The sequence below is a fragment of the Pseudoalteromonas sp. SWYJ118 genome, assembly GCF_015864505.1.
Taxonomy (GTDB): Bacteria; Pseudomonadota; Gammaproteobacteria; order Enterobacterales; family Alteromonadaceae; genus Pseudoalteromonas; species Pseudoalteromonas arctica.
This window is the reverse complement of sequence record NZ_JADYXC010000001.1, coordinates 529,420-554,655: the sequence shown is the minus strand read 5'-3', so window position 1 is coordinate 554,655 and position 25,236 is coordinate 529,420. Positions and strand designations below refer to the sequence as shown.

Here is a 25,236-nt window from a genome sequence, read left to right as displayed (position 1 = left end):
ATTTGTTTATATTTAATAGTTAGTGTTTTACCAAACTCCACCAGATACAACCGATGGTGTCATTTCTATGCGAAGCACATCCTGGTAACTTCCGGCATAAATTAAAGGCTCATCTAGTTTTAACTGTAATTTAGCTACGCTGTTAAATAAAATCTTATCAACATCAAAATTGTACATAGATTTGAGCTCAAGTGCTGTTGCAGAAACGTCGCTTGAAACCCCCTCTATTGACCAATTAATGTTATAAGCATTTATTTGAGTACTTTGCTGATGGCGCAGGCCACCATTTTCAGATTGCATTGATACTCGCATAGGTGAATTACAATTAATCACTAGCTTTGTACTCGCAAGGCCATCTGAAGAAAACTGAAGGTTGTTATTTTGAGTAGTAAAGCCGCACACTGGTGAAATATGACCTACCAGAGTTAAACTTACTTCATCGTTACTGTATGCATTCATTGCAAAGAAACATAATAAAAACCATATTACCTTCTTCATCCGCGCCATCTCCTTTGACCGACCTCGCTAAGACAGGACTGATACTATGATAAAATTGCAGTTTAGAAAGTTGTTATTTGCTTATGATTAGCTTTACTTATTGATAATTTCGACTATGTAACAATATAAAATATAAACATTTAAACTAAATAACTTATGTAAAACACTTATAATTAAATGTTAACAAATCTATATGGTAGTAAATACAACACTTACGGCTTGTAAGTTACATTAAGACGTTATAAACAAAAATCACCAGGCGTATATTTTATATCCAACCCCAGTACTAAACATTTTTAAACACAAACATTCGCACCTGATTAATTAAAAAACAAAATAATATTGACTAAAAATAAAATAAAAACCTTAAACAGTTCTGTTTATTAGATAAATACTCGTTATGCACTTATACTAATAAAGAAATCAACATTTAAATAACAAATAGGAACAACATATGAAAAAGCTATCTGTAGCAGTGGCTGTATGTGCAGTTTTAGCATCTAGCTATGCTAGTGCTGAGGTAAGAATTAATGGTTTTGCATCAATTGTCGGTGGTAAAAGTCTGGATAGTGACAGTACTTTGTACGGCTATGATGACGATATCTCTTTTAAAAATGAGAGTAAATTCGCTTTACAATTATCTGCAGACCTACATGAAAAGCTAACAGCTACGGCTCAAATTATTGCGCGTGGAGAGGATGACTTTGACGCTACATTCGAATGGGCATACATTACTTATGAATACAGCGATGAACTGCAATTTAGCGCTGGTAAAATGCGTGTTCCTTTTTACAAGTATTCTGATTTCTTGGATGTAGGTTATGCTTATCGCTGGGTACGTCCGCCAAAATCAGTATACGGTATCCCATTTTCAACTTATGAAGGAGTTAGTGTAGTTTACAGCTCTCAATTAGGTGATTGGGATTCTACGCTTCAAGGCTTTTATGGTGCATTCGATGGTGATATTGACGTATTTGGAACAGAATTACCTGCTGAATTAAATAATTTAGCCGGTATAAACTGGAGTCTATCATACGACTGGTTCAGTGCGCGAGCTGCATACATTGTGGCCGACACTAGCATTTCATCAGAGGATAGCGGCCTAATTGGTCTCGTAAGTGTATTGTCTGATAGTGGCTTAACTAATACTGCGAATGACCTAATCACTGAAGAAGATAAAACGAGTTTCGTTGGCGTTGGTTTTTCTGTTGATTATGAAAACTTTTTGTTTGATGCCGAATATACACAATTTGAGGTTGAAGACAGTATACTACCAGAACAGTCACAGTATTACGCATCAGTTGGTTACCGTATTGACAGTGTAATTGTTCATTTTACTTATGAAGACAATGATGACAAACATGACTCATCACGTTTTAATACCATTGAGTCAATACCAACCTTAAACTCGGCTGTAAATGGTGCTCTTGAAGGTCTTCGTGCACAAAGTAACGTATACACAATTGGTGCACGTTATGATTTTCACCCTTCCGCTGCTTTCAAAATCGACTTTAGTCGTTTTGAAGATGATATAACCGATACAGAGACGGATGTTGTAGCTGTTGGTGTAGATCTTGTCTTTTAATTGGAGCTTATGATGAAAAAATTAATTTTAGTAAGTGCACTTTCATTGTGCTCAATTAATGTATTTGCAGAAGTTGCTGTGATTATTAATCCAAGCAATGCTAGCACAGTAGATGCTGACACAATAAAAAAGATTTATCTGGGAAAAAGTAAGTCATTTAGTAATGGCGATAAAGTTAATCCTATAAATCAAGATGGTACATCTGTAGCTGATGAATTTAACGACAAAGTAGTAGGTAAGTCTAGCAGTCAGTTAAATGCATATTGGTCAAAGCTTGTATTTACAGGTAAAGGCACCCCGCCTGAAAAACTAACAACTGACCAAGCTGTTATTGATTTTGTTGCTGCTAATAACGATGCTATTGGCTATGTTGATAGCGCTAAAGTGACCGATAAAGTAAAAGTAATTGCTACCTTTTAGCAGTGAAATTGATATAAAAACCACCTAGAGGTTAATACTGATAGGTTAATAAATATTTAACTAATCAATAAACCGACCTTCTGGTCTGTTTATGAAGGCTTCTGAATTTATTCAGAGGCCTTTTTTTGCAGCCCACTACAACACTTTTTCTAGCCAATAGTTACGCATCCAATTCAGAAGACTTCTGTCAGCTGAGTGTTGCGAACTGTGCAATTAATATTATTAATTTAATTCAGACTATGTTTATTGAGAACTCAGGGAGTATCCCTATATAAATAGAGTAATAGTAAGCTAAAGTAGAGCATCACATATTACTAATAAAGCGAGAGTGGACATATACTAGGTATGTCAAACCAAATACCCAAACAAAAAAGCCAGTCAGCGGTTAACTAACTGGCATCACCCTAGGGTAGATTTATATACTGACTCAGTACTGAGCTTTACTCAATTCTAAACTTTGCGGTTGCATCTAATAGGTTATCAGATAGGTAATGTAGGTTTTTGGCTACGTCGCGTACAGCAAGTAGTGAGTCCATAGTATCTTCGAACGATACATGCATATTTGACACATTATCTACTACCATAGCTGCAACGGATGTTTGTTCCTCAGTCGCTGCTGCTATTTGCGAATTCATACCATTAATTTCTAACATTTGCTCTGCGATTTTCTCTATTGAAATACCTGTTTTTTCTGCGGCTGTAGCATTATCTGTTGCCATATCACGTGCTGAAGTCATAGCAGCTACAGATTCATTTGCGGCAGTCGTTAATGATCCCAATAGTTCACGTATTTCATTAGTAGAATGTGCAGTGCGAGAAGCCAGTTCACGAACCTCATCTGCCACTACAGCAAAGCCTCTTCCATGTTCACCTGCTCGTGCAGCTTCAATAGCAGCATTAAGAGCAAGTAAGTTTGTCTGATCTGCAATAGACGTAATTACATTCAAAATCTGCGATACATTTTTTGTATCGTCCGCAAGCTTATTAATAGTCCCTGCAGCTCGATTAATTTCATCACTGAGCGTACGAGAAGCGGTAACTGACATCTGTACTTGTGTACGACTTTGTTCAACTTCTTTCTCGGCCGTTTCAGCAGCGTGAGAAGCGTTAGCTGCAGATTCTGATATATCACCAACACTCTGCTTCATTTCTTCCATAGATTGCTTAACAATTTCAGCATCAGTGGTTTGCTTTGTTGTAGCACGCTCAGCTTGTTCCATACCTTGAACTAGTCGTGTTGAGTTTTCCATTAAAGGCTCACATACAGCAATAACTTCAAGAACTGTTTCTCTTAGTAAGGAAATAAATGCGTTAAAATTAATAGAGACTTGGCCAATTTCGTCTTCTGAGTTAACAGATAGCTGTGTGCTTAAAGAACCATTGCCGCTTGCTAATAAACTAAGGTTGTTAGCTGCATCACTCGCAGATGAGCCTATATTTTTAGCAATCCAAATAGCCATAAACAATAATAAAATTAATGAAATAATGGATACAGCTAACATTAGAGTTAATGCTTCATCAGAGCGCGCTTTAGTGTTGGCAACCAGTTCAAAAAAACGATTATCCGCTTTTTGTTGAGCGCCTTTAAAACTTTCTAAAACAGATCCATATAAACTTGTTTTAAGCTGCGCTTGTTGCTGAATCTTACTAAAATCAGCAGTACCGTTAACCATACCTTTAGCAATACTTGAGGATATTTTTTCATAATCTGACAACTCATTAATAATATCGTTATTAATGTAGGAGTTATTAAGTTGCGTTATTAAGGTAATATTAGACTCTAAAGTTTGATATACCTCGTCTGCTTTAACTATAAGATCTTGCTCACCAAACGTAACCGCTTGGGTATAAAGTTCATCAAGCTTTTCTAAAAGCCCTACGTTTTGCGACGTTATTTTTACAACTTTATACGATGAGTTACTCATTTCATCGAGAGAAACCTTATTATCATTCATAGCTAAATAGTTTATCAATACGATCACTATGAAAGCTACTACCGCAATGCATGTTATTGCATGTATTTTTTTTGTTATGCTTAGGTTTTGAAAAGAGAAGCCTGAAGCCATACTGTGCTACCTTATTTTATTGTCTATATCTATTATCGGCTTGATATCTATAAGTGTGAGCTAAATTTGTAATATTTCTAGTTTTTTCTAACAAATAGAAGAATTATTTAACAATAAACACACATCGCTCATAAAGCAATCACAATAAATTACAGATACAAAAAAACCAGTAACATTACTGCTACTGGTTTCTAAATTTGGTGCGGATGGGGGGACTTGAACCCCCATGCCCTAAAGCACCACCCCCTCAAGGTGGCGTGTCTACCAATTCCACCACATCCGCATTTTTTAAGCTTTCGCTTAATTTTTAAACATGTGATTTATTTGAGGACTATAAATCGTTTAACGATAGCTTTACGCTAAATTAGTTTGGTACGTCAGAGCTTTGCTCTTTAGTAGATGTTACTGGAACATCTTCTTCAACAGGAACTACTGTTTCTACTGCTGGAGCTGCTTCTAGGTTTTCCCATTCGTCAGTCTTTTTAATTTGACCAGCAGTTAGGTTTCCTAACACAATGCTTAATACAAAAAATACCGTTGCTAAGCTTGTGGTTGTTTTTGTCATAAAGTTACCTGCACCTGACGAACCAAAAACTGTGCCTGATGCACCAGCGCCAAATGAAGAACCCATATCTGCGCCTTTACCTTGTTGAATTAAAACCATTCCAACTAGAGCCAAAGCCACAACTAAATAAACTACTAATAAAATTTCGTACATCTTATACAGTCCCTTTTGCACTGTTACAGATTGCAGTAAAAGATTCTGCTTTTAGACTTGCGCCGCCAATTAAGCCGCCATCTATATCTGTTTGTGCAAATAATAATTCGCTATTTTTTTCATTAACGCTACCACCATATAAGATGGTAAGCCCTTGTGCTAAATTGCTATCAAGTGATGCAATTTTGTCACGGATAAATTTATGAACAGTTTGTGCCTGCTCTGGCGATGCAGTCTTACCTGTGCCTATGGCCCAAACGGGCTCGTATGCTATCACAGAATCTTTCAGTGCTGCTACACCTAATTTCTCTATTACTGCATCAATTTGTGCAGCAACTACTTGTTCGGTTTGACCGCTTTCTTGCTCACTTTCACTCTCGCCTACACATAATATTGGTGTTAACCCAACTTGCTGTGCTCTAGCAAACTTTTCAGCGACTGTTGCATTACTTTCGTTATAAATACTGCGGCGTTCAGAATGACCAACAAGTACGTAAGTTGCACCTAAATCTTTTATAAGCTGCGCATCAACTTCACCAGTAAATGCGCCAGGTGTATTTTCAGAAACAGTTTGAGCTCCTGTAGAAACACCGCTAGCTACCATTGCTGGTACAAGTGGGAATGGAGGAAATAAAACAATGTCCATCTCTTGTGATTTTACATCGTTAATAGCGTCAGACATTTGTTTAACTAACTCTAAAGAGCCATTCATTTTCCAGTTGCCTGCGACCATCGCCTTGCGTATTGCCATTATCCACTCCACATTAGAAAGCGGGCGAGATATTAACTTTTCTCGCCCAAAGTTACAAGAGATTATTGTTATTAATCAGTTTGTTTGCTCATAGATTCTACAACAGCTGCAATTTTTTGAGCGCTGTCGATTACAATCTTTTCTTGCTCGGCTTCAACCATAACACGAACCACAGGTTCAGTGCCTGACTTACGCAGTAAAACACGCCCTTTATCGCCTAAAGCAAGCTCTACTTCTGCTACAGCTGAAAGCACTTCTGGTGCTTTTGTCGGGTCAGTTCCAGCGGTATAACGCACGTTTATCATTTTCATTGGGTACTTGGTAAAACCAGCACCTAAGTCTTGTAATGTACGGTTTTGTGCAACCATAGCAGCCAGTACTTGCAAGCTTGATATAATGCCATCACCCGTGCTAATTAAATCTAGATTCAGTACATGGCCTGAGCTTTCGCCGCCAATTTTCCAGCCTTTCTGCTGTAGTAACTCCATAACATAGCGATCGCCCACTTTACTGCGAGCAAACTCGATACCTTTTGCTTTTAAAGCATTTTCAAGGCCCATGTTAGACATAACAGTACCAACTACACCACCACCCAAATTATCATCTTGGGCTGCTTGGCAAGCAATAATATAAACCAGATCATCACCATCAAAAACACGGCCATTATGATCAACCATCATCACGCGGTCACCATCACCATCGTATGCAATACCTACGTCGGCTTTAAGTTCAAGCACTTTACGTTTAAGGGTATCTACGTGAGTAGCGCCACATTCATGGTTGATATTAACGCCGTTAGGCTCACACGCATGTGTTATTACTTCTGCGCCAAGTTCACGCATAACAGAAGGTGCAATATGATAAGTTGCGCCATTTGCGCAATCGACAACAATCTTAAGACCTTCTAAAGACAGGCCTTGCGGGAACTGGCTCTTACAAAACTCTATATAGCGGCCATCCGCACTGACTAAACGCGATGCTTTGCCTAATTTATCTGAAGCAACACATGTCATTTGCTCATCAAGCATCGCTTCAATTTCAAGCTCTACTGCATCATCAAGCTTTAAGCCTTGACCATTGAAAAACTTAATACCGTTATCGTAATATGGATTATGTGAGGCACTAATTACAATACCTGCCTCAGCACGAAATGTTTGCGCTAAATAAGCAACGGCCGGTGTAGGCATAGGACCCAATAATACAACATCAATACCAGCAGCAATTAAACCAGCCTCAAGTGCGGTTTCAAGCATATAGCCCGAAATACGCGTATCTTTACCAATAATTACTTTTTTAGTACCACTTTGCGATAATACACGCCCAGCAGCCCAGCCTAGCTTCATTGCAAATTCAGGGTTTATTGGAGCAGCGCCTACAAGTCCACGCACGCCATCGGTGCCAAAATATTTTCTTTCTTTCATTGTGAAATTCCTTGTTCGCAGGCTTGATATACACCAAGTACATCTGCGGTTTCTTTTACGTCATGTACACGAATAATTTTTGCGCCATTTTGCGCTGCGATTAACGCACCCGCTAAGCTGCCCGCTAACCGTTCATTTGTATTTCTGTTTAATAAATTACCTATCATCGATTTACGAGATAATCCGGCCAATAATGGCAAACCTAATTTATTAAAATCATCAAACTTAGCCAATATTTGATAGTTATGACTAAGCGTTTTTCCAAATCCAAAACCTGGGTCTAGAATAAGTCGTTCAAACTTAATCCCAGCTGTTTCACATGCTTTAATACGTTCACTAAAAAACATACTTATATCTGCAAACAAATTATCGTAATGAGGTGACGATTGCATGCTCCGGGGCTGCCCTTGCATATGCATTAAACAAATTGCTACATCTTCATACTGCGCAACCGTTTCTAAGGCGTCTATTTCTTGCAAAGCTCTAACATCATTGACTATATCTGCCCCTGCAAGTATTGCTTGTTCCATTACTTGTGCTTTACTGGTATCAATTGAAATAACGCAATCACTGTGCTGACGTATCGCTTTAATAGCGGGGATTACTCGAGCAAGTTCATCTTCTAAGCTAACATCTGGCGCGCCTGGGCGAGTAGATTCTCCCCCTATATCTAAAATTGTCGCACCGTCATCTAATAATTGCATTGCGCGCTTTAGCGCTATTTTGGGATCTAAAAACTGCCCACCATCAGAAAATGAATCCGGCGTTACATTTAGTATTCCCATAATAACGGGCTTTTCAAGATTAAGCGTACGCCCTCTCGGAAGCTTTAATATGTTAGTCATTGCCAACCTTTATTCTTTTTCTAAATAGCTGATACAAAAAAGCCCCGAAGTTCGGGGCTTTCATTACTATTTTAACGATTATTCAGCTTTGTCATCAAGGTTTGTTTCATCTTTTTTTGATGAATCATCAGTCTTTTGATTTTCATCAGCAACTGGTTCTTGAGGTTCTTCCGCTTTTACCGGTTTAGCTTCATGACGGTCATGTGCATCACGCGGTTCACGTACTGGTTGGCGTGCCATTAAATCATCAATTTGCTTAGCATCAATAGTTTCGTATTTCATTAACGCATCTTTCATTGAGTGAAGAATATCAATATTTTCTTTTAATATTTCTTCTGCTCTTTGATAGTTACGATCTGAAAGTAATCGAACCTCTGCATCAATTACTTTTGCCGTGTCGTCCGACATGCTAGATGAACGACTACCGCCACCACCCATATACATTTCGTTCTGATCTTCAGCGTAAAGTAACGGACCTAGTTTTTCACTTAAACCCCAATGTGTAACCATTTTACGCGCTATATCTGTAGCTCGTTCAATGTCATTACTTGCACCCGTTGTTACTTTATCTGCGCCGTAAATAAGCGCTTCAGCAATACGGCCACCATAAAGGCTAGAAATCATTGATTCTAAAAGCTCTTTTGAATGACTAACACGATCTTGCTCAGGCAAGTACATTGTTACACCCAGCGCACGGCCACGTGGAATAATAGATACTTTATAAACTGGATCATGTTCTGGCACCATACGACCAACAATAGCATGGCCAGCTTCATGGTACGCTGTCATTGCTTTTTCTTGCTCGCTCATCACCATGGTCTTGCGCTCTGCGCCCATCATGATTTTATCTTTAGCAGCGTCAAATTCAGCCATACTTACAACACGTTTATTACCACGCGCTGCATAAAGTGCAGCTTCGTTTACTAAGTTAGCTAAATCCGCGCCAGAGAAACCTGGAGTACCACGTGCTATAAGAGCAGCTTCTACGTTATCGCCTAATGGCACTTTACGCATGTGTACTTTAAGTATTTGCTCACGACCACGAATATCAGGTAAACCTACTTCAACTTGACGGTCAAAACGACCTGGGCGAAGTAATGCAGGGTCTAGTACATCTGGTCGGTTAGTTGCTGCGATAACAATAATACCTTCGTTACCACCAAAACCATCCATTTCTACTAGCATTTGGTTAAGTGTTTGCTCACGTTCGTCGTTACCGCCGCCCATACCAGCACCACGTTTACGACCAACAGCGTCAATCTCATCTATAAAGATAATACAAGGCGCCGCTTTTTTAGCTTGCTCAAACATGTCTCGTACACGTGACGCACCAACACCCACAAACATTTCAACAAAATCTGAACCAGAAATTGTAAAAAATGGCACTTTAGCTTCACCAGCAACAGCCTTCGCAAGTAACGTTTTACCGGTACCTGGAGGACCAACCATTAGTACACCTTTAGGAATACTACCGCCAAGTTTTTGAAACTTAGAAGGATCTCGTAAAAAGTCTACCAGCTCAGTAACATCTTCTTTCGCTTCATCACAACCTGCAACATCAGCAAACGTTGTTTTAATTTGATCTTCACTCATTAAGCGAGCTTTACTCTTACCAAATGACATAGCGCCTTTACCGCCGCCGCCTTGCATTTGACGCATGAAGAATATCCATACACCTATAAGCAGTATCATCGGGAACCAAGAAATAAATATACTTGCTAAGAATGATTGTTCTTCAGGTTGTACACCCTTCACATTTACATCATTTTTAAGTAAATCATTTATTAAGTCTTCATCGTACATTGGCATCGTTGTTTGAAAACGCTCACCACTGCTCTTAGTACCAGTAATATTTCCTGTACCGCGGTCGATAATAACTTCTTGTAAAGAGCCACTGCGGACATCTTTTACAAATTGAGTATAACTTGTTTGACGATCAACTTGCTCGCCGCCATTAAAGCTCTGAAAGACTGACATCAGCACAACTGCAATCACCAGCCATAGTATTAAATTTTTCGCCATATCGCTCAAGGGGTTAACCTCTTGTATCCAATTAATTTAAATTCAACTAAACGCCAAGCAACTGTACTACAGTTTGTATCCAGTCGCTACTATATATACTTCCCGAGAACGGGCACGTGAGGCATCAGGTTTGCGTATTTTCACTGCTTTAAAACTATTACGTACATCTTGCAAGTATTGATCAAAGCCTTCTCCTTGGAAAACTTTAACAATAAATGCGCCATTTTTCTTTAGTACTTGACTACACATATCCAGCGCAAGTTCTACCAAATACATACTACCCGCTTGATCTACTGAGTTATTGCCACTCATATTTGGTGCCATGTCAGAGAGTACCACATCAACATTTTTACCATCAATACGTTTTAACAACGCATTTAATACAGCCTCCTCACGAAAGTCACCTTGTAAGAAGTCAACACCCGCAAGTGAATCCATCGGCAATATATCACACGCGATCACTTGGCCTTTGTCACCTACTTTTTCAGCCAAATATTGAGACCAACTTCCTGGAGCCGCCCCTAAATCAACAACTGTCATACCTGGACGAAGTATTTTATCTCTATTTTGTACTTCATCTAATTTAAAAACCGCTCGGGAACGCCAGCCTTTTTTTTGCGCTTCTTGAACATATTTATCATCAAAATGTTCTTTCAGCCATCGCTGTGAACTGGCTGACTGTTTTTTATTTGTCATAAATTAACACGCAACTAATTAGTAATATTCTCTAGATGGCGTTAGAATACCCTTAATTCAAGCCATATTCAGCAAAATTTGTATAAACATGACATTATCAAACAAACAAAAGCAGTTTTTAAAAGGTCAGGCACATAGCCTTAAGCCTGTAGTTTTACTAGGTTCTAACGGTTTAACCGAAGGCGTAGTAGTAGAAATTCAAAGTGCATTAGAAATTCACGAATTAATCAAAGTTAAAGTTCCAACTGACGATCGTGAAACAAAAGCATTAATTTTTGAAGCAATCGTACGTGAAACTGGTGCGACTAAGCTACAAACGATAGGTCACACTATTGTGCTTTATCGTCAAAGCGTTGAGAAAAAAATACATTTACCGCGTAACTAATTATTCCTGTTAAAGGATTTAGTGCGTTTAAATTAAAAAAACCAGCTTAATGCTGGTTTTTTATTATTTAACATTTTAAATCAAAAACTCATTTTATGATGGGTTACATCATATTCGCTACCATTACTACTGCGCTTCTTATTCAATATAAAGTACTGAGAAAATTGTGTTTCACTCATTGCTGGCACTTTTTCATTCGAAAGTAGCTCGGCTAGTTGCGGTGTTGTATTACTGTGCCCAATAACAACAACTACACCTTTTAGTTTTAGTAACTCATTTTTTAAATCACTTAGCTTACCTGCGTTATACACATTTATTTTGGTATTAAAATGTGCCTGCAAAGGTGCGGCTGTTTGCAACGTGCGTTTATAGTTGCTGCTAAAAAGATGTATATTTTGATGTTCTTTAAACAACGTAACTAAATTATTTGCACGTGCCTTCCCCTCTTCTGAAAGCGCTGGATTTTTACCCGTTAACTTTTCGCTATGACGAAACAAATATATCTCATCAGGTGCTGCAAACACTAAACTACAATTGAATGACATGATTAAAAAAGTGATTGCTAATATTATTTTATTATTCATATTTTTTTACCTCGTTTGTATTCTAATAGCCTGTCGATAAATTCAGTCGTTAGCTCATTGATTACGCCGGTTTCAGCATTAACTATTAAGCTAAAACCAATATTTAAGTGAGGAAATACAATCACATCACTTCTATAACCTTGCACCCAGCCACTATGATAGTAAAGTGTTTCATCAGCATAGTTATAAACGCGCCAGCCTAATCCGTAATAGGCTTCATTGAGGTGTTTTTTCCATACCCTGCGATGCATTTCTTTTTTTGTATGTGTATAAGGGCGTGTTTGTTTTGCTAGAGTATCCAATGACAAAACATCAGGGTATTGGCCCAGCTGCGCTCTTAACCAAATAGCCATATCACTTGCGCTAGCGTTCACACCAGCTGCAGGTCCCACTTTATAATAATTTTTTTTAAGCTTAGCGCTATACCAGCGTTTTTTACCCCGCACATGAGGTAGAGCATAATTATTGTCATGCACCATTTGTTCAAAACCTAAGCTCGCATCACTCATTTTTAATGGCTCAAAAATAGCTTCTCGTAACCACTGTCCGTAACTTTTATCGGTGCTTTGTAATATCACATCGCCTATAAGACTAAACATAACGTTTTGATAGCCATAACATTCGCCGGGTTTGCAAATTGGTTTGACGCTAAGCAGCTTTTCAACAATACCTGGGTAATCCATACGAGATTCAATTAAATTGTCGTATGCATTAGGAACTAATCCACTTGAATGGCTTAAAAGATGAAACACCTTTAAATCATCTTGATAAACAGTCCCTTTAAAATCAGTTATGTATTCGCTAACAGGCTTATCTAATTCCAGTAGGCCGTTAGCAGCCAATTTAGCTGATAACGAGCCTGCAAATGTCTTCGAAACAGACGCGAGTCTAAACCGAGTATGCTTATTAACTTTTTGTCCATTTCGTGATTTAGTTACGCCCATGGTGTGGATGTAGTCTGAATTGTTTATATTTACAATCGAAAGCGCTGCACCGGGTATACCTTTACTTTTTAATTTTTTTTGTGCGTAACGGCCGTACTTTTTTACAAATGCATCCCAATCAGGATCCGCTTTTGCTGCAAAACCCACAGAACTAAACAGCAAACACAAAGCAGATAGGCAATACGATAAAGAGTTGAGATACTTCATTTTTTATAAAATTTATCTTTTTAACTACATCTGCGCAGATAATATCATGAAGTTTTGTTTGTACTAACGTACAATACGACGATTATTTGGTTTTAAGCGAGTGTTTAGTACTTATGCGTTTTTTAGTTGTGTCACTTTTTATTTTATTATCAACTGGTTGTGCTATTACAAAGCAACCGGCCGAACCACTGGCTATGCCATTAAAGCCAACATTAAAAAGTCAGACCTATCAACTTGAGTACACTACAGAGCACTCATCTCCAAAAGTTAAATCGGTTCAACTTCCTGCACATAAAGTAGTTAGAAACCAAACAGTAAAAATCATTACCGATAAGGCAAGCGTAACCGATAAACTTCTATCGCAAATTAGCCAAGCACTGAACGATAAACAACTAAAAGTAACAACTAAAAATAACAGTGACTACACACTGACTATTCAGCAACTCGATTTAACTTTCACAGATGATACTAAGTACGCAATAAAGCAACCAGAGAAGCCATTTACTTTATATTCAAATGTTGCCCAGCAATACCCAACACAACAGTGCGCTGCAATATTTGCACAAGTTAGTATGCGTCTCACGCACAAGTCATCGGGTGATGTTGTTTGGTTTGCTAAATCTTCAATCGACAGTGCAAGTTTTCATCGTGAACCACTAATTTACAATTTCACCGAAGAGCAAAAAATAACAAATGAGCTTGAGGTTGTCGCTTTTATTCATCAGCAAAACACTGACGAGGCCCGAATTGAAAGACTTGGCAAAGATATTCAAATACCTCAGTACAAAACGTTGTCAAAACTATCTAGCCTTACCAAACTTAGCGGTCCATGTAATAGAACAGAAGTAAGTGCATTAACACCTATGATGCAGTTTTACTTGAGTAGTATATTAATCGATAAAATTAAAGTTCAGTAAATTAGGGTCTGTTGATCTTTACGGATTAAAATTTGTTCAAACTAGGGGCTATTTAATCGCGGCGCGAGATTTGTAACCTAGTGGGCTAAGTCAAAACCGAGCAACAAAGAGTAAATAGCCCCTAGGAAGAACCCTTTGGGCAGCGCCTGTTTGGCATTAATGCTACGTTATCGCCCATTTATGGGGAATAGCCACACTGCATAGGCTCTGCCTTACCTAAATACCAAACAGACTGCTGCAAATTTAACCTTGAAAGATCAACAGACCTAACACTTACTACATTTTTTTACAGATTAAAGGAACGAATTAACAATATACTACGCTTAATAACAAATAATAATTAGGCCCTAAGGGATGAGAAACGCTTTGCTTAACCATACTTTACTGAGCATAACACTGCTTTTTTGCTGCATTTTTAGCACGTCGAGTATGGCAAGTAACCGCTATTATGCAGATAATACGTTAGAGCCAACCCAAGGCTTTGCGTGGGATTGGAGTGCTGGTGCGGGCTTTTATATTGAAGATTCTTACCTTGTCGGCATTGAGTCTTACGATAAAGGCGTTGAGCTCGACTTAAGTCTTGCTGTTTCCTACGATAAATTTTACCTTGATTTCGATCACAATCAACTCAGTGGCGGCCTTGTAATAGGCTACAGTCTTATAGATAAATTTGATTGGGGCCTAGATATATTAGGCACAAATACTCAAGCTGGATTTGACGAAAAAGGCCTCGGATTCTATAACCATGGTGTTATAAAAGAACTCCAAGGTATAAAAAAACGTAATTACGACTTTGACGTCGGCCTTCGACTTTCTCGTCGATTTGAAAATTCTCAATTCTCTTTTGAATACCTTCATGATGTATCTGGCGCGCACAATGGCTGGGTTATAAACAGCTTTTTTAGTCACATTTTACCATGGCGAAACTGGGAGTTTAGATCTGGTGTTGGTTTAAGCGCCTACTCTGCTGACTTTACCAATTATTACTTTGGCATTGATAGCGATGAAGCCACCAGCCTTCGCCCGATTTATAGCAGCAATGCCAGTACTAGTATTATTTTTGAGTTCCATGCTGAGTACCCAATAAGCCAAGATTGGGTGTTTTTATCCGGCTGGCTTACCACATGGTTTTCAAAAGAGATTGACGACAGTCCAATTATTTCCCAAGGATATCAACACAAAGCCAAGGTAGGCCTACGTTATGTATTTTAGATGGATCTGTGTATTACTGATCTTCCCCAGTACTTTTACTGTTAAAGCTCAGGAACCTCCTGAAGCACTTATAGCAGTTCCAGACACCTGCGTTGCATTGCGCGAAGGGCGAAATTGCTATGCTGACGTAACGCTAACGTGGGAGCAACCTATCATTGGTAATTACTGCCTACGTGACGCCACCTCAAAGTACATAATGCAATGTTGGCTCAAGCAACAGAGCGGTACCTTTAATTATGCATTTGATTCACAGCAAAGTATTTCATTTGAACTATTTGACAGCAATACCTCTAAAATAATTAGTATTGCCGAAGTAAAGCTTCAATGGGTATATCAAAACAGGCAAAAAAAGCGCCGCTGGCGACTATTTTAATACCAATCGCATTAAGGATATTTTCATGGATAACTATGGCACTATTTTACTCGTTGAAGACGATGTATCACTTGCTCAATGGGTTGCTGAATACTTAACAGAGCAAGGCTACACAACGCATGTTTGTCACAGAGGTGACGAAGTAATTAGCCAAGTCAAAACGTTAAATCCAAATATCGTGCTCCTTGATATTATGCTTCCAGGGCAAGATGGTATAAGCGTGTGTAGAGAACTTCGTAGTTTTTATAATTCGCCCATCATAATGCTCACCGCACGCGATGAAGAAATGGATGAGGTCATTGGTCTAGAAGTAGGTGCAAGCGACTACATAATGAAACCTGTGCGCCCTCGTGCATTGCTAGCGCGTATAAAAGCAGCCCTTCGCCAAAACAATGAGCCAAATACCCCACACGTTAACGAGAGTGTTATTAATGTTGGTACGCTTAGTATTGATACCGAATCTAGAAATGTAAAACTCAACAAGCAAGACGTAAACATATCAAGTGCTGAGTATTTACTGCTTCATTACCTTGCGAGCAATGCAGGCCAAGTGGTCTCGCGTGACGCTGTATTTAAAGCAACCAAAGGCAGAGAATACGATGGGCTTGATAGAAGTGTTGATGTACTTATTTCTGCACTTCGTAAAAAGTTTAATGATGATCCACAAAACCCTGAAAAAATTAAAACTATTTGGGGCCGTGGATATTTACTTGTTTCTACTGCGTGGTAATAAAGTGATGAATAAATAAATGAAAAAGTTTTATATATCGCTTTTAGGCAGTGCACTTTTATCTATTGTGGTATTGGGCTGGCTTATTGATGCTTTTAGTCAACAAGCGCATACCCCACAGGATGAATTTAGTCAGCAAAGTAAAATGATTATGGGTTTTAGCAAGCAATTAGCTAACATACCCACATCTGAGCGCAGCGATTATGTAAAACAACTGGCGCTAGAATTTGATGTTTTAATTGATTATAAACCTAATGAATCACTTGCTTTACCGCCTTCTTTATTATTACAAATGCATACGCCGGGTGGGCTGATTTTAGAAGATCAGCAAGGCTTTTATATGCTTTATAGCAGCGCTGTTTTAAATCCTTTTCACTTATCAATGCGTTTAGATAAAATTTTTGATAGCGAGCAACATAACGACATTATATTAACCTTACTCTTTTACGCAGGCTTATGTGTATTTATGGGGTTTATTATTGCGCCCTTAGCTAAACGATTAACCGTGTTAAATGAAGCCGCTAAAAAGTTTGCCTCTGGTAATGTTCAAGCCCGAATAAAAGTATCTCATTTTACTTACATAAAAGACGTAGAGCTTACCTTTAACCGCATGGCCAGCCAAATAGAGAAACTTGTCGCTGAAAATAAACTAATGGCTTCAAGTTTATCTCATGATATACGCACCCCTATCGCGTGCCTGCGATTTGGTTTAGATGCGGCATTAGATAGCCATGATGAGCAAAAAGTAAAACAGTATTTAACCCGTATGGAAAATGATTTAGACCATATGGAATCGATGCTTAGTAGCTATTTAGCTTTTGCTACTTTAGAACAAAATGCTAATAAGCTGACCTATTCATCAACAAACATTAAGTCCTACCTTGAAGATATTTTAGTTCAACTTGCACCAAAACTTGAAATGCAAATGCTTAACGTACAGCTCAATAGTACAGATAAAATAATAAATGCAGATCTTCACTGGCTTGCTCGCGCAATTACTAACTTATTAACTAACGCATGTGATTTTGCAAGCCAACATATTTACCTGAGCGCAAAGTTACACGAGCAACAGCTTATAATAACGGTAGAAGATGACGGCCCGGGTATCGCTCGAGAAAATTTTAGTAATGTATTTAGCCCATTTTTTAGGGAAGAAGATCACCGTAACAGAGCTGATAAAAGTTACGGCCTTGGTCTAGCTATTGTTGAAAAAGTAGCCGACTGGCATCATGGCAGTGTTAAAGTAAGTAAAAGTACCCAGCTAGGTGGTGCGTGTTTTACTTTCACTATTGCACAGCATCATAATTCGTAAAGCAATAGTTACAGACTGTAATTAACAATTATTAAACAAAATCAACTCGTTATTTTAAACGACTCGATAACAACAATTAAAATCGATGGTTATAACACACACTTTACTTATTAAATTGTGCTAGATCAGCAAATAAGCACTTTTTATTTTTTAACATTTCCAGTAGATTGTCACCGCCGTCACACAATAGAGAAGTACAATAATATGAGCGCAGTTAGAGGCGAGTTCAGCTCTCGCTTTGGTTTTATTATGGCCGCCGCGGGTTCTGCCGTTGGTTTGGGCAATATTTGGGGATTCCCTACACAAACAGCAAGTAATGGCGGTGCTGCATTTTTAGTCGCATATTTAGTGCTTGCGTTCTTTTTAGCCTACCCCGCTTTAATGGCTGAACTTATGATTGGTCGTCATGGCCAAGCAAATGCGGTTTCATCACTTCAAAAAATATCTAATAAGCCATGGCAAAAACACTTTGCCTTTATTGTTGGTTTTGGCGGTATTTTATGTGCTGGCTTTATATTAAGTTTTTACGCCATTGTTGCTGGTTGGATGCTCAGCGCTACAGCTGAACCCATAGCCACTTTAGTTGGTGCCAACACAGCATCTACATGGTTAAGCGAGCAATCACTTACCCGAAACATTATATTCACTCTCGTCTTTATCGTACTAACTGTCGCTATTATCAGTAGAGGCGTTGAGAACGGTATTGAAAAATGGTCAAAACGTTTAATGCCCGCTCTTTTGGGGATTTTATTTGCACTTATTGCTTATGTAATGACCCAAGATGGCGCAATGGAAGGTTTAAAGGCTTACTTAGTTCCTGATTTTTCGTCTATTTTTGACGCAAAACTATTAGTTAGCGCACTAGGACAAGCTTTTTTCTCTTTATCGCTAGGTACTAGCGTAATGATTATTTACGGCTCGTACATCAGCAAAAAAGAAAATCTTGTTTCTTTAGGTGCCTATGTAACCCTTATTGATGTATTTATAGCCTTTGTAGCGGGTTTACTGATTATTCCGGCTATGTATATAGCGCAAGCTCAAGGCGTTGAAATATTCTCGGCCTCAACAGGTAAATTACTCTCTGAAGATACGTTAGTATTTCAGGTACTCCCTGCTTTATTTGATGGAATGGGCGAAGTTGGCTTATTTGTGGGCTTTTCATTTTTTGCGTTAATGAGTATTGCCGCTTTAACGTCATCTATTTCAATGTTAGAGGCGCCAGTATCATACACTGTAGAACGCTTTGGGATGAAACGCGTTCAGGCAACCTGGTTGATTGGAGCTTTAATTGCTATCGTTAGCATTATAATTGTGTGTAACCTTAGCAGCTTATTTGGCTTAGTGATTACTTTAACTACAAAAGTAGCTCAACCTTTGCTTGGCCTGATGTGTTGTATATTTGTAGGCTGGATTTGGTACAGAAGCTCATTACTTAAAGCAATTAAAGAAGGTAATCCTGAGGTCCATAACACATTGTTTTGGAAAATATGGCCTTGGTATACCAAGTTTGTGTGTCCACTTGCTATTGGTATGGTGTTTTTACACTCACTCTTGAGCTAAATAATACCTTAACCTTAAAATAGTCTTAAATTAAAATAGCCCACATTAGTGGGCTTTTTTATAACTGCTTAAATTGGATTTATACCAATCTGCTTATATACGGGGTCTATTTAACGTTAAGAAAATTACGCTAGAACTAGGCAAAAATTTTTGTATTTAGTTGTTCTAAATAAAAAATTTTTAACGACGTTATAGTGCAATTTAATTCGTTAAATTGATCAAAGATTTATGCAGGTTGGTATTATTTAGTAAGTTTTAAAATCATATCCTGATGAGGTATACCGTCTTCTAAATATTCACTTTTATAATCCTCAAAGCCAAAAGAGCGGTAAAAATCAAGTAAGTAAGTTTGTGCACCTATATAAATATCTCGCTCAGGCCATTGTGCTTTGCAGCAGTCTATAGCTTTAGTAATAAGTAAAGTAGCATACCCATTACCACGCGCTCCTTCACTCACTAGCACGCGACCTATTGCGCTGTATTGCTCACTTTTGTCATAACAACGCGCATAAGTTTGTAGTTGCTCATTATCCAATGTATATAAATGCTGTGTATTTGAAGCAATATCTACATCATCAAGTTCAGGGTAAGGACATTTTTGCTCTACAACAAACACATCAACCCGCCCACGCATAATAGTAAAAAGAGTCTGTGTATCAAGAGCGTCAAACTGCTCACATTTAAACTGCATATTAAATCCTATAAGCAAAAAACCCAGCTTAGGCTGGGTTTATTAAAATCACTCGCTAGCTTAGTTAGCTTATACTAAGTAAATAAGCGCTCTAGCTGATCACACAACTGCGATAGATTCACATGATCGTGCTCTATGGTCAAATCTACATAACCATCGCCTTTAAAGGCTCTGTCTAGCTCTATAAGCACATGTGTTTTATGTGCCTCTGGTACAAACGATAATTCAATCTCCTGAATGCCAAATAAGCTGCGGCTATTAGGTTTATACTCAAGTTCTTGGTAACACCCAGATAATGACTGAAAAGTTGAAGCCCGTAAGTGGCCTTTTTCTACGTCAGCTTTCATTAAACTAAAACCTAACTTTTCCATCGCTTGCATACACGTTTTAACCGCTTCATTAGGGTAAATGTGTAAATGATCTTTATCTGTTGGGTCAAGTGCTAAGTCTATATCTAGGCCTGTTTCTAGCCATACATGTGATTGATTATAACCTGCATTAATTTCTGTAATAGGTGTTTCAGAATGAAGACGTGCTTCAAAAAGGATGTTTTTAACTTCGCCTGGCTCAATTGTACCAATATCTGTAATTCGCCATTGCTCAATTACATGATTAGTAAAATAATCGCCATCATCACCCGCAACTTTAACACGAGTCATTAATAATAAATCTAAGCCTGCGATATCTTGGCTAACATCCCCTGCTGTGATAACTATTTGTGCGTTAAAAAGTTGACCTGGTTGTAGGTGTTCAGTTTCTAAAATAGTGTCTACTTTTGCAGCACCAATACCTACCGACGCTAAAATCTTTTTAAACATATCTCTCTCCTTAAGCTGAGCTGCTCTATTATTTGCTCTGGCTTAAACTTCTTCGTTATCGCATCTTAACCATATTTAAAAGCTAATGTCAGTGAAAAAATGTTATTTACATACTATTTACGATTAAATAAGTGTTTAATGCGCATTTTTCATACGCAGCAAGGCAAGTAATTGATTAGACGCGTTCATTTTTAGGTCTATTATATTTTCAATGGCATAAATTTTTCGTTACACTGCAACACCAAATGAAGTGATATTAAGAATTATGGAACTAATCTATTTTGCTGCCGCGTTTGTTTGTGGTTTTGCCGTTTATCAATTAAAACTACCTCCTCTTATTGGATTTTTATTAGCAGGCTTTGCTTTAAATTTATCGGGATATAAAAGTACAGAGTTGCTCGATACAATTGCAGCCCTTGGCGTTACCCTTCTTCTTTTTAGTATTGGCTTGAAACTTAAAGTTAACAGTTTAATTAAACCTCAAGTTTGGGCACCTGCAACATTGCATATCATTTTTAGCAGTGCGTTATTTAGTGGCTTTATGCTGTTACTTGGCGTATTCGCTATTCCACTATTTGTTGATTTAAGTTGGCAAAGTGCTTTATTAGTTGGGTTTGCGCTTAGCTTTTCAAGTACTGTATTTGCAGTGAAAGTGCTTGAAGAACGCGGGGAAATGGCAAGCTTACACGGTAAAATAGCCATTGGTATATTGGTAATGCAAGATATCTTTGCTGTTATCTTTTTAGCTATTAGCACCGGCAAAGTCCCAAATTTATGGGCAATTGCACTAATAATTGCTTTGCCTTTATTACGACCTGTAATGTATGGCGTATTGAACCGATCTAAACATGGTGAACTATTACCATTGTTTGGTTTTTTCTTTGCTCTAGTTGCTGGTTATCATGCATTTGAATTTGCAGGCCTAAAAGGCGATTTAGGTGCATTAATAATAGGAATGATGTTTGCCCCTCACAAAAAGGCAGGCGAGCTATCAAAATCCCTGCTTAATTTAAAGGACATATTGCTAGTTGGCTTCTTCTTAAGTATTGGTTTGAGCGCAGAGCTAACCACTAACTCCTTGATTGTTGCTATTATACTTATTTTAGTATTACCCGTTAAAATAGCGCTTTATTATGTGTTCACTAATATATTTAAACTACGCGCGCGTACATCATTACTTACTGCTTTTAGCTTATCTAACTACAGTGAGTTTGGTTTAATTGTATGTGCAGTGGCTGCAACTACAGGCATGATCACCTCTGAATGGCTAGCTGTAATGGCAATTGCTGTTTCTATTACCTTTATAATTGCCTCCCCATTAAATAAACGTTCAAACGAGTTGTACGTCAAAATTGAGCACTGGTTATTAAAGTTCGAAAGCAAAACTCGTTTAGCTGAAGAGCTACCTGTTAACCTTAACGATACTAGAATAGTCATTTTTGGTATGGGACGTATTGGTACTGGTGCTTATGAGACTATCAACGCGACTCACCCAAATGTTGTTGCAGGTATAGATATAAAACCTGAGGTGGTAGATAAGCACGTTAACAGAGGCCGCAACGTCTTAATTGCTGATGCAACCGACCCTGACTTTTGGCAACGAGTAAATCACTCACAAGTAGAAATGGTTATGCTTGCAATGCCAAAGCATATGCAAAATATCTTTGCTCTAGAGCAGCTACAAGCCTCTGGTTATAAAGGCCAAGTAACAGCTATTGCAAACTACCCTGATCAACAAAAAGAACTAGAAGAAATGGGTGTTCATTCTACTTATAACTTTTACCTAGAAGCCGGTAGTGGTTTTGCAGAGCACGTTAAACAAGAGCTATTTAACGAATAATTACTTTTTATAACGTCTATAAATAACAAGGCCTTAATTAGTTAAGGCTTTGTTATTAGTTTTTAAATAAAAAGCAATTCTATTTACATTCCTTTACAAGCCAATTCACCACAACAATGAAAAACAGGTAGACTAACTGTGTTGGTTAAATAAGAACCCACGTTCTAATAATAACTTAATTAGATCCCAGCTAATTAAAGTTCAACTAGGTTTATATCAATCAACATAAAATTATTAAATCAGAGGGCCTACTCCCTCGCAAAATAGGCTGTTTCTTGCCCGTCACAGCCTATTTTATATCTCTAAAATCCCTTACACTTACGCATACTTTAAATACATAAGTAGTTTTTATGGATCCAAAACAACTAAAAATAGCTATTAATACCATAATGCCGTTTGGAAAATATGCAGGACGGCCATTGCTTTTACTGCCAGAGCCTTATTTAGTCTGGTTTAATCAGCAAGGGTTTCCTGACTCAAAACTAGGTAGTCAACTTGCGATGATGTATGAGGTAAAACTAAATGGCCTTGAGCAAATGTTAATGCCATTACTTGAAAAAAATAAAAATAGTTGAGAACTTTTTTAAGTACTTGCGGTCTATTGTATTGCTACTTGTTGATTTTGGTTTTTAACCGCAAAAAAAGCGCCTCTAGGCGCTTTTTTTATGTCTTTAATTTGAGGGGTAAATATACAATAAATTTAGCACCACCTAAGCTTGAGCTTTCTGCTTTACACTCTCCTTGGTGCCACGACACAATTTTAGCAACTATAGCGAGTCCTAAACCAAAACCACCGGTATCCTTGCCTCTACTTTTATCTAGTCGAGTAAAAGGTTTAAATACATTTTCTCGCTCAGCGGGAGCTATCCCCTCACCATCATCTTCAACAATCAATACGATGTGTTTTGTCTCTTGTAGCAATGAAATTTTAACTTGTTTATGAGTGTATTTGAGCGCATTGCCAATTAAATTTTGAAATACTCGCGCCATAAAGTGACTATCACAGTAATAACTTAAATGCTCAGGGAGGTTTACAGAGAGCGTTGTTCGGGCTTCAAAGTTTAGCTTTTCAACAGTTGTTTTTACCAGCCCAGCTAAGTCACAGTTTATTGGCTGTAAACTAGGTTGTTGAGAGTCTAATCGCGCGTATTCGAGCATTTCAGAAACTAGTGACTCAAGCTCGCTAATGTCTGTTTGCATGTTTGTTAAGTATTTCTCACCTTTTTCGTCAAGCATTTGTTCTTGCAGCATTACAATTGCAAACTTTAAACGTGCTAGTGGTGTTCTAAACTCATGCGACACCGATGAGGTAAGTTCTTGCTGCGCACTAAGTAAAAACTCAATACGTTGCTGCATTACCTTTAATGTATCAGTAATAGGTAAAAAGAAAGACTTAGAAGAGTCGTTTAGTTGAAAGTCTTGCAAACCCTCTACCGCTTCACACGCTTTACGTAGCTTTGCAAAGTCGCGCCATAGTAAAAAGCTCCACAGCCCAACAGGTATACCTACAATAATAAGTAGTAATAAATACGGCCAAACAGAAGATGATTCCTGCGTTAATACACCTACCGGTCCTACTTGAAGTAATGAATCATTACCGAGATCTACATACCAAACAATGCGTTGTTGCTTATCGTATAAGTATAAGTAGTGGTTTTGGTTGAGCTGCGATTGTTGTTTTTGAGGGAGTATTAAATCACGTCGTTCAATCACTTTACTTTCAAAGTTGTGCTTTAATTTTTTAAGACCATTTGGAGTTTGTGAGAGCAACCAGAGTGATTGCCCAAACTCATCATCTAAGAAGACCTGTTGTTGCGACTCTTCGTAAGGCCACAATTGCTCTATAACACCGCTTACTACAAACAAAGAAACGATGATATATAAATATAAGCTGGTAAACAGTTTTCCCATTAAAGCCGACTAACCTTAAATAGTTCTAAAGATCCCATGCATCAGAAACAAATAAGTAGCCTTGTCCCCATACAGTTTTTATACGATATGGCTTATCGCTGTTGTCGCCTAATTTTTTACGAATTCGTGATACGCGTACATCCACAGTTCTATCAAGTCCATCGTATTGGCGGCCAATCATATGCTGGTGCACATGTTCTCGACTTAGTACTTCACCCGCATTTGACGCTAATAGCCATAGTAACTCAAACTCGTGCGAAGTTAATACAATCTCCGAATCACTTAGTTTTACAATACGACTTGTTTTATCAATGACTAAATCACCAAACTGGAGCTCTTCGCTTGATTTTACCATGGGTTGTCCACGACGCAGTAATGCATTAATTCGCGCTAGTAATACACGTGGCTCTGCTGGTTTTATTACATAATCATCAGCGCCAAGCTCTAAGCCAAGTACTTGGTCGAAATCTTCACCTTTAGCAGTCAACATTAAAATTGGTAGAGTAAATTTATCTCTTACTTGGCGGCAAACGCTAAAGCCATCTTTACCTGGCAGCATAACGTCTAAAATCATTAAATCGGGTGTATTGTTTTCTAAGTAATTAAACACTTCGTCACCACGGTCTAATACTTCGACTTCAAGGCCATTATGTTCAAGGTAATCTTTTGTTAGTTGTTGTAAACCGAGATCATCTTCAACAAGTAAAATTTTTGGCATTAGTTGCTCCTA

The 25,236-nt window shown here is 38.1% G+C and carries 25 protein-coding genes and 1 tRNA gene; 11 read left to right on the top strand and 15 right to left on the bottom strand.

The window, feature by feature from the left end:
* Positions 1-27 precede the first annotated feature (27 nt).
* Positions 28-498 carry a hypothetical protein gene (locus I6F48_RS02615; RefSeq protein ID WP_024594052.1) on the bottom strand — a complete coding sequence of 157 codons (471 nt, stop codon included), beginning with the start codon at positions 496-498 and terminating at the stop codon, positions 28-30.
* A 454-nt stretch (positions 499-952) separates the two neighbouring features.
* Between I6F48_RS02615 and I6F48_RS02610 the strand changes: the two genes are divergently transcribed.
* Both I6F48_RS02610 and I6F48_RS02605 read left to right on the top strand, forming a co-directional pair.
* Positions 953-2,083 (top strand): porin, encoded by a 1,131-nt coding sequence (locus tag I6F48_RS02610; RefSeq protein WP_165728728.1) that lies wholly within the window; start codon positions 953-955, stop codon positions 2,081-2,083.
* 12 nt (positions 2,084-2,095) lie between these two features.
* On the top strand, positions 2,096-2,503 hold the full coding sequence (locus I6F48_RS02605) for a phosphate ABC transporter substrate-binding protein (protein ID WP_024594050.1): 408 nt from the start codon (positions 2,096-2,098) through the stop codon (positions 2,501-2,503).
* Positions 2,504-2,943: 440 nt separating this feature from the next.
* Here I6F48_RS02605 and I6F48_RS02600 read toward each other — a convergent pair whose 3' ends face one another.
* From I6F48_RS02600 to rlmE, 8 genes are all read right to left on the bottom strand, one after another.
* Positions 2,944-4,569: a methyl-accepting chemotaxis protein gene (locus tag I6F48_RS02600; protein ID WP_165728727.1), complete on the bottom strand. Its 1,626-nt coding sequence runs from the start codon at positions 4,567-4,569 to the stop codon at positions 2,944-2,946.
* A 198-nt stretch (positions 4,570-4,767) separates the two neighbouring features.
* Positions 4,768-4,852: transfer RNA gene (locus tag I6F48_RS02595), tRNA-Leu, on the bottom strand.
* Between the two features lie 81 nt (positions 4,853-4,933).
* Complete coding sequence (gene secG / locus I6F48_RS02590) at positions 4,934-5,287, bottom strand: preprotein translocase subunit SecG (RefSeq protein ID WP_002962769.1); 354 nt, start codon at positions 5,285-5,287, stop codon at positions 4,934-4,936.
* Between the two features lies 1 nt (position 5,288).
* Entirely contained in the window at positions 5,289-6,038 is a 750-nt protein-coding gene (gene tpiA, locus I6F48_RS02585) for a triose-phosphate isomerase (protein WP_165728725.1), read from the bottom strand.
* Between the two features lie 71 nt (positions 6,039-6,109).
* Positions 6,110-7,459, bottom strand: coding sequence for a phosphoglucosamine mutase (gene glmM, locus I6F48_RS02580; protein WP_007586638.1), 1,350 nt, complete (start codon positions 7,457-7,459; stop codon positions 6,110-6,112).
* Positions 7,456-8,304, bottom strand: coding sequence for a dihydropteroate synthase (gene folP, locus I6F48_RS02575; protein WP_010553862.1), 849 nt, complete (start codon positions 8,302-8,304; stop codon positions 7,456-7,458). The genes glmM and folP overlap by 4 nt, the downstream gene beginning before the upstream one ends.
* A gap of 78 nt (positions 8,305-8,382) precedes the next feature.
* Positions 8,383-10,326 carry an ATP-dependent zinc metalloprotease FtsH gene (gene ftsH, locus I6F48_RS02570; protein ID WP_231609128.1) on the bottom strand — a complete coding sequence of 648 codons (1,944 nt, stop codon included), beginning with the start codon at positions 10,324-10,326 and terminating at the stop codon, positions 8,383-8,385.
* A gap of 66 nt (positions 10,327-10,392) precedes the next feature.
* Complete coding sequence (gene rlmE, locus I6F48_RS02565; RefSeq protein ID WP_007586629.1) at positions 10,393-11,022, bottom strand: 23S rRNA (uridine(2552)-2'-O)-methyltransferase RlmE; 630 nt, start codon at positions 11,020-11,022, stop codon at positions 10,393-10,395.
* Positions 11,023-11,110: 88 nt separating this feature from the next.
* On the opposite strand from rlmE, the gene yhbY reads away from it, so the two are divergent.
* Complete coding sequence (yhbY, locus tag I6F48_RS02560) at positions 11,111-11,407, top strand: ribosome assembly RNA-binding protein YhbY (RefSeq protein WP_002963153.1); 297 nt, start codon at positions 11,111-11,113, stop codon at positions 11,405-11,407.
* Between the two features lie 80 nt (positions 11,408-11,487).
* Here yhbY and I6F48_RS02555 read toward each other — a convergent pair whose 3' ends face one another.
* Complete coding sequence (locus I6F48_RS02555) at positions 11,488-11,991, bottom strand: SixA phosphatase family protein (RefSeq protein ID WP_165728722.1); 504 nt, start codon at positions 11,989-11,991, stop codon at positions 11,488-11,490.
* The gene (locus I6F48_RS02550) at positions 11,988-13,142 is read right to left on the bottom strand and encodes a serine hydrolase domain-containing protein (RefSeq protein ID WP_197118713.1); all 1,155 of its coding nucleotides are present in this window, start codon (positions 13,140-13,142) and stop codon (positions 11,988-11,990) included. Before I6F48_RS02550 ends, I6F48_RS02555 begins: the two co-directional genes overlap by 4 nt.
* A 113-nt stretch (positions 13,143-13,255) precedes the next feature.
* Here I6F48_RS02550 and I6F48_RS02545 point away from each other — a divergent pair, with 113 nt between their 5' ends.
* From I6F48_RS02545 to I6F48_RS02520, 6 genes are all read left to right on the top strand, one after another.
* Positions 13,256-14,059: a hypothetical protein gene (locus tag I6F48_RS02545; RefSeq protein ID WP_007586622.1), complete on the top strand. Its 804-nt coding sequence runs from the start codon at positions 13,256-13,258 to the stop codon at positions 14,057-14,059.
* A 429-nt stretch (positions 14,060-14,488) separates the two neighbouring features.
* Positions 14,489-15,271, top strand: coding sequence for a MipA/OmpV family protein (locus I6F48_RS02540; RefSeq protein ID WP_010553867.1), 783 nt, complete (start codon positions 14,489-14,491; stop codon positions 15,269-15,271).
* Positions 15,261-15,644, top strand: a complete 384-nt coding sequence (locus I6F48_RS02535; protein WP_007586617.1) for a DUF3019 domain-containing protein — start codon at positions 15,261-15,263, stop codon at positions 15,642-15,644. The genes I6F48_RS02540 and I6F48_RS02535 overlap by 11 nt, the downstream gene beginning before the upstream one ends.
* Before the next feature lie 25 nt (positions 15,645-15,669).
* Complete coding sequence (locus tag I6F48_RS02530) at positions 15,670-16,374, top strand: response regulator transcription factor (RefSeq protein ID WP_024590954.1); 705 nt, start codon at positions 15,670-15,672, stop codon at positions 16,372-16,374.
* A 19-nt stretch (positions 16,375-16,393) separates the two neighbouring features.
* The gene (locus I6F48_RS02525; RefSeq protein WP_101216201.1) at positions 16,394-17,686 is read left to right on the top strand and encodes a sensor histidine kinase; all 1,293 of its coding nucleotides are present in this window, start codon (positions 16,394-16,396) and stop codon (positions 17,684-17,686) included.
* Between the two features lie 204 nt (positions 17,687-17,890).
* Positions 17,891-19,246: a sodium-dependent transporter gene (locus tag I6F48_RS02520; RefSeq protein WP_197118712.1), complete on the top strand. Its 1,356-nt coding sequence runs from the start codon at positions 17,891-17,893 to the stop codon at positions 19,244-19,246.
* A gap of 241 nt (positions 19,247-19,487) precedes the next feature.
* Here the strand turns inward: I6F48_RS02520 and I6F48_RS02515 are convergent, their stop codons facing one another.
* Positions 19,488-19,937, bottom strand: a complete 450-nt coding sequence (locus I6F48_RS02515) for a GNAT family N-acetyltransferase (protein WP_165728719.1) — start codon at positions 19,935-19,937, stop codon at positions 19,488-19,490.
* 74 nt (positions 19,938-20,011) lie between these two features.
* The gene (locus I6F48_RS02510; protein ID WP_197118711.1) at positions 20,012-20,755 is read right to left on the bottom strand and encodes a sporulation protein; all 744 of its coding nucleotides are present in this window, start codon (positions 20,753-20,755) and stop codon (positions 20,012-20,014) included.
* Between the two features lie 265 nt (positions 20,756-21,020).
* Here I6F48_RS02510 and I6F48_RS02505 point away from each other — a divergent pair, with 265 nt between their 5' ends.
* Together I6F48_RS02505 and I6F48_RS02500 are read left to right on the top strand one after the other, a co-directional pair.
* Positions 21,021-22,595 (top strand): cation:proton antiporter family protein, encoded by a 1,575-nt coding sequence (locus tag I6F48_RS02505; RefSeq protein WP_007586608.1) that lies wholly within the window; start codon positions 21,021-21,023, stop codon positions 22,593-22,595.
* Positions 22,596-22,945: 350 nt separating this feature from the next.
* Complete coding sequence (locus I6F48_RS02500) at positions 22,946-23,170, top strand: DUF3820 family protein (RefSeq protein WP_007586607.1); 225 nt, start codon at positions 22,946-22,948, stop codon at positions 23,168-23,170.
* Between the two features lie 88 nt (positions 23,171-23,258).
* Here the strand turns inward: I6F48_RS02500 and I6F48_RS02495 are convergent, their stop codons facing one another.
* The gene (locus tag I6F48_RS02495) at positions 23,259-24,506 is read right to left on the bottom strand and encodes an ATP-binding protein (RefSeq protein WP_165740783.1); all 1,248 of its coding nucleotides are present in this window, start codon (positions 24,504-24,506) and stop codon (positions 23,259-23,261) included.
* 25 nt (positions 24,507-24,531) lie between these two features.
* Complete coding sequence (locus tag I6F48_RS02490) at positions 24,532-25,224, bottom strand: response regulator (protein WP_007584133.1); 693 nt, start codon at positions 25,222-25,224, stop codon at positions 24,532-24,534.
* Positions 25,225-25,236 lie beyond the last annotated feature (12 nt).

Bases quoted from the DNA above. Each gene is read 5' to 3' on its own strand.
- I6F48_RS02615 (WP_024594052.1), bottom strand. From the start codon at position 498: ATGAAGAAGGTAATATGGTTTTTATTATGTTTCTTTGCAATGAATGCA.
- I6F48_RS02610 (WP_165728728.1), top strand. From the start codon at position 953: ATGAAAAAGCTATCTGTAGCAGTGGCTGTATGTGCAGTTTTAGCATCT.
- I6F48_RS02605 (WP_024594050.1), top strand. From the start codon at position 2,096: ATGAAAAAATTAATTTTAGTAAGTGCACTTTCATTGTGCTCAATTAAT.
- I6F48_RS02600 (WP_165728727.1), bottom strand. From the start codon at position 4,569: ATGGCTTCAGGCTTCTCTTTTCAAAACCTAAGCATAACAAAAAAAATA.
- secG (WP_002962769.1), bottom strand. From the start codon at position 5,287: ATGTACGAAATTTTATTAGTAGTTTATTTAGTTGTGGCTTTGGCTCTA.
- tpiA (WP_165728725.1), bottom strand. From the start codon at position 6,038: ATGGCAATACGCAAGGCGATGGTCGCAGGCAACTGGAAAATGAATGGC.
- glmM (WP_007586638.1), bottom strand. From the start codon at position 7,459: ATGAAAGAAAGAAAATATTTTGGCACCGATGGCGTGCGTGGACTTGTA.
- folP (WP_010553862.1), bottom strand. From the start codon at position 8,304: ATGACTAACATATTAAAGCTTCCGAGAGGGCGTACGCTTAATCTTGAA.
- ftsH (WP_231609128.1), bottom strand. From the start codon at position 10,326: ATGGCGAAAAATTTAATACTATGGCTGGTGATTGCAGTTGTGCTGATG.
- rlmE (WP_007586629.1), bottom strand. From the start codon at position 11,022: ATGACAAATAAAAAACAGTCAGCCAGTTCACAGCGATGGCTGAAAGAA.
- yhbY (WP_002963153.1), top strand. From the start codon at position 11,111: ATGACATTATCAAACAAACAAAAGCAGTTTTTAAAAGGTCAGGCACAT.
- I6F48_RS02555 (WP_165728722.1), bottom strand. From the start codon at position 11,991: ATGAATAATAAAATAATATTAGCAATCACTTTTTTAATCATGTCATTC.
- I6F48_RS02550 (WP_197118713.1), bottom strand. From the start codon at position 13,142: ATGAAGTATCTCAACTCTTTATCGTATTGCCTATCTGCTTTGTGTTTG.
- I6F48_RS02545 (WP_007586622.1), top strand. From the start codon at position 13,256: ATGCGTTTTTTAGTTGTGTCACTTTTTATTTTATTATCAACTGGTTGT.
- I6F48_RS02540 (WP_010553867.1), top strand. From the start codon at position 14,489: ATGGCAAGTAACCGCTATTATGCAGATAATACGTTAGAGCCAACCCAA.
- I6F48_RS02535 (WP_007586617.1), top strand. From the start codon at position 15,261: ATGTATTTTAGATGGATCTGTGTATTACTGATCTTCCCCAGTACTTTT.
- I6F48_RS02530 (WP_024590954.1), top strand. From the start codon at position 15,670: ATGGATAACTATGGCACTATTTTACTCGTTGAAGACGATGTATCACTT.
- I6F48_RS02525 (WP_101216201.1), top strand. From the start codon at position 16,394: ATGAAAAAGTTTTATATATCGCTTTTAGGCAGTGCACTTTTATCTATT.
- I6F48_RS02520 (WP_197118712.1), top strand. From the start codon at position 17,891: ATGAGCGCAGTTAGAGGCGAGTTCAGCTCTCGCTTTGGTTTTATTATG.
- I6F48_RS02515 (WP_165728719.1), bottom strand. From the start codon at position 19,937: ATGCAGTTTAAATGTGAGCAGTTTGACGCTCTTGATACACAGACTCTT.
- I6F48_RS02510 (WP_197118711.1), bottom strand. From the start codon at position 20,755: ATGTTTAAAAAGATTTTAGCGTCGGTAGGTATTGGTGCTGCAAAAGTA.
- I6F48_RS02505 (WP_007586608.1), top strand. From the start codon at position 21,021: ATGGAACTAATCTATTTTGCTGCCGCGTTTGTTTGTGGTTTTGCCGTT.
- I6F48_RS02500 (WP_007586607.1), top strand. From the start codon at position 22,946: ATGGATCCAAAACAACTAAAAATAGCTATTAATACCATAATGCCGTTT.
- I6F48_RS02495 (WP_165740783.1), bottom strand. From the start codon at position 24,506: ATGGGAAAACTGTTTACCAGCTTATATTTATATATCATCGTTTCTTTG.
- I6F48_RS02490 (WP_007584133.1), bottom strand. From the start codon at position 25,224: ATGCCAAAAATTTTACTTGTTGAAGATGATCTCGGTTTACAACAACTA.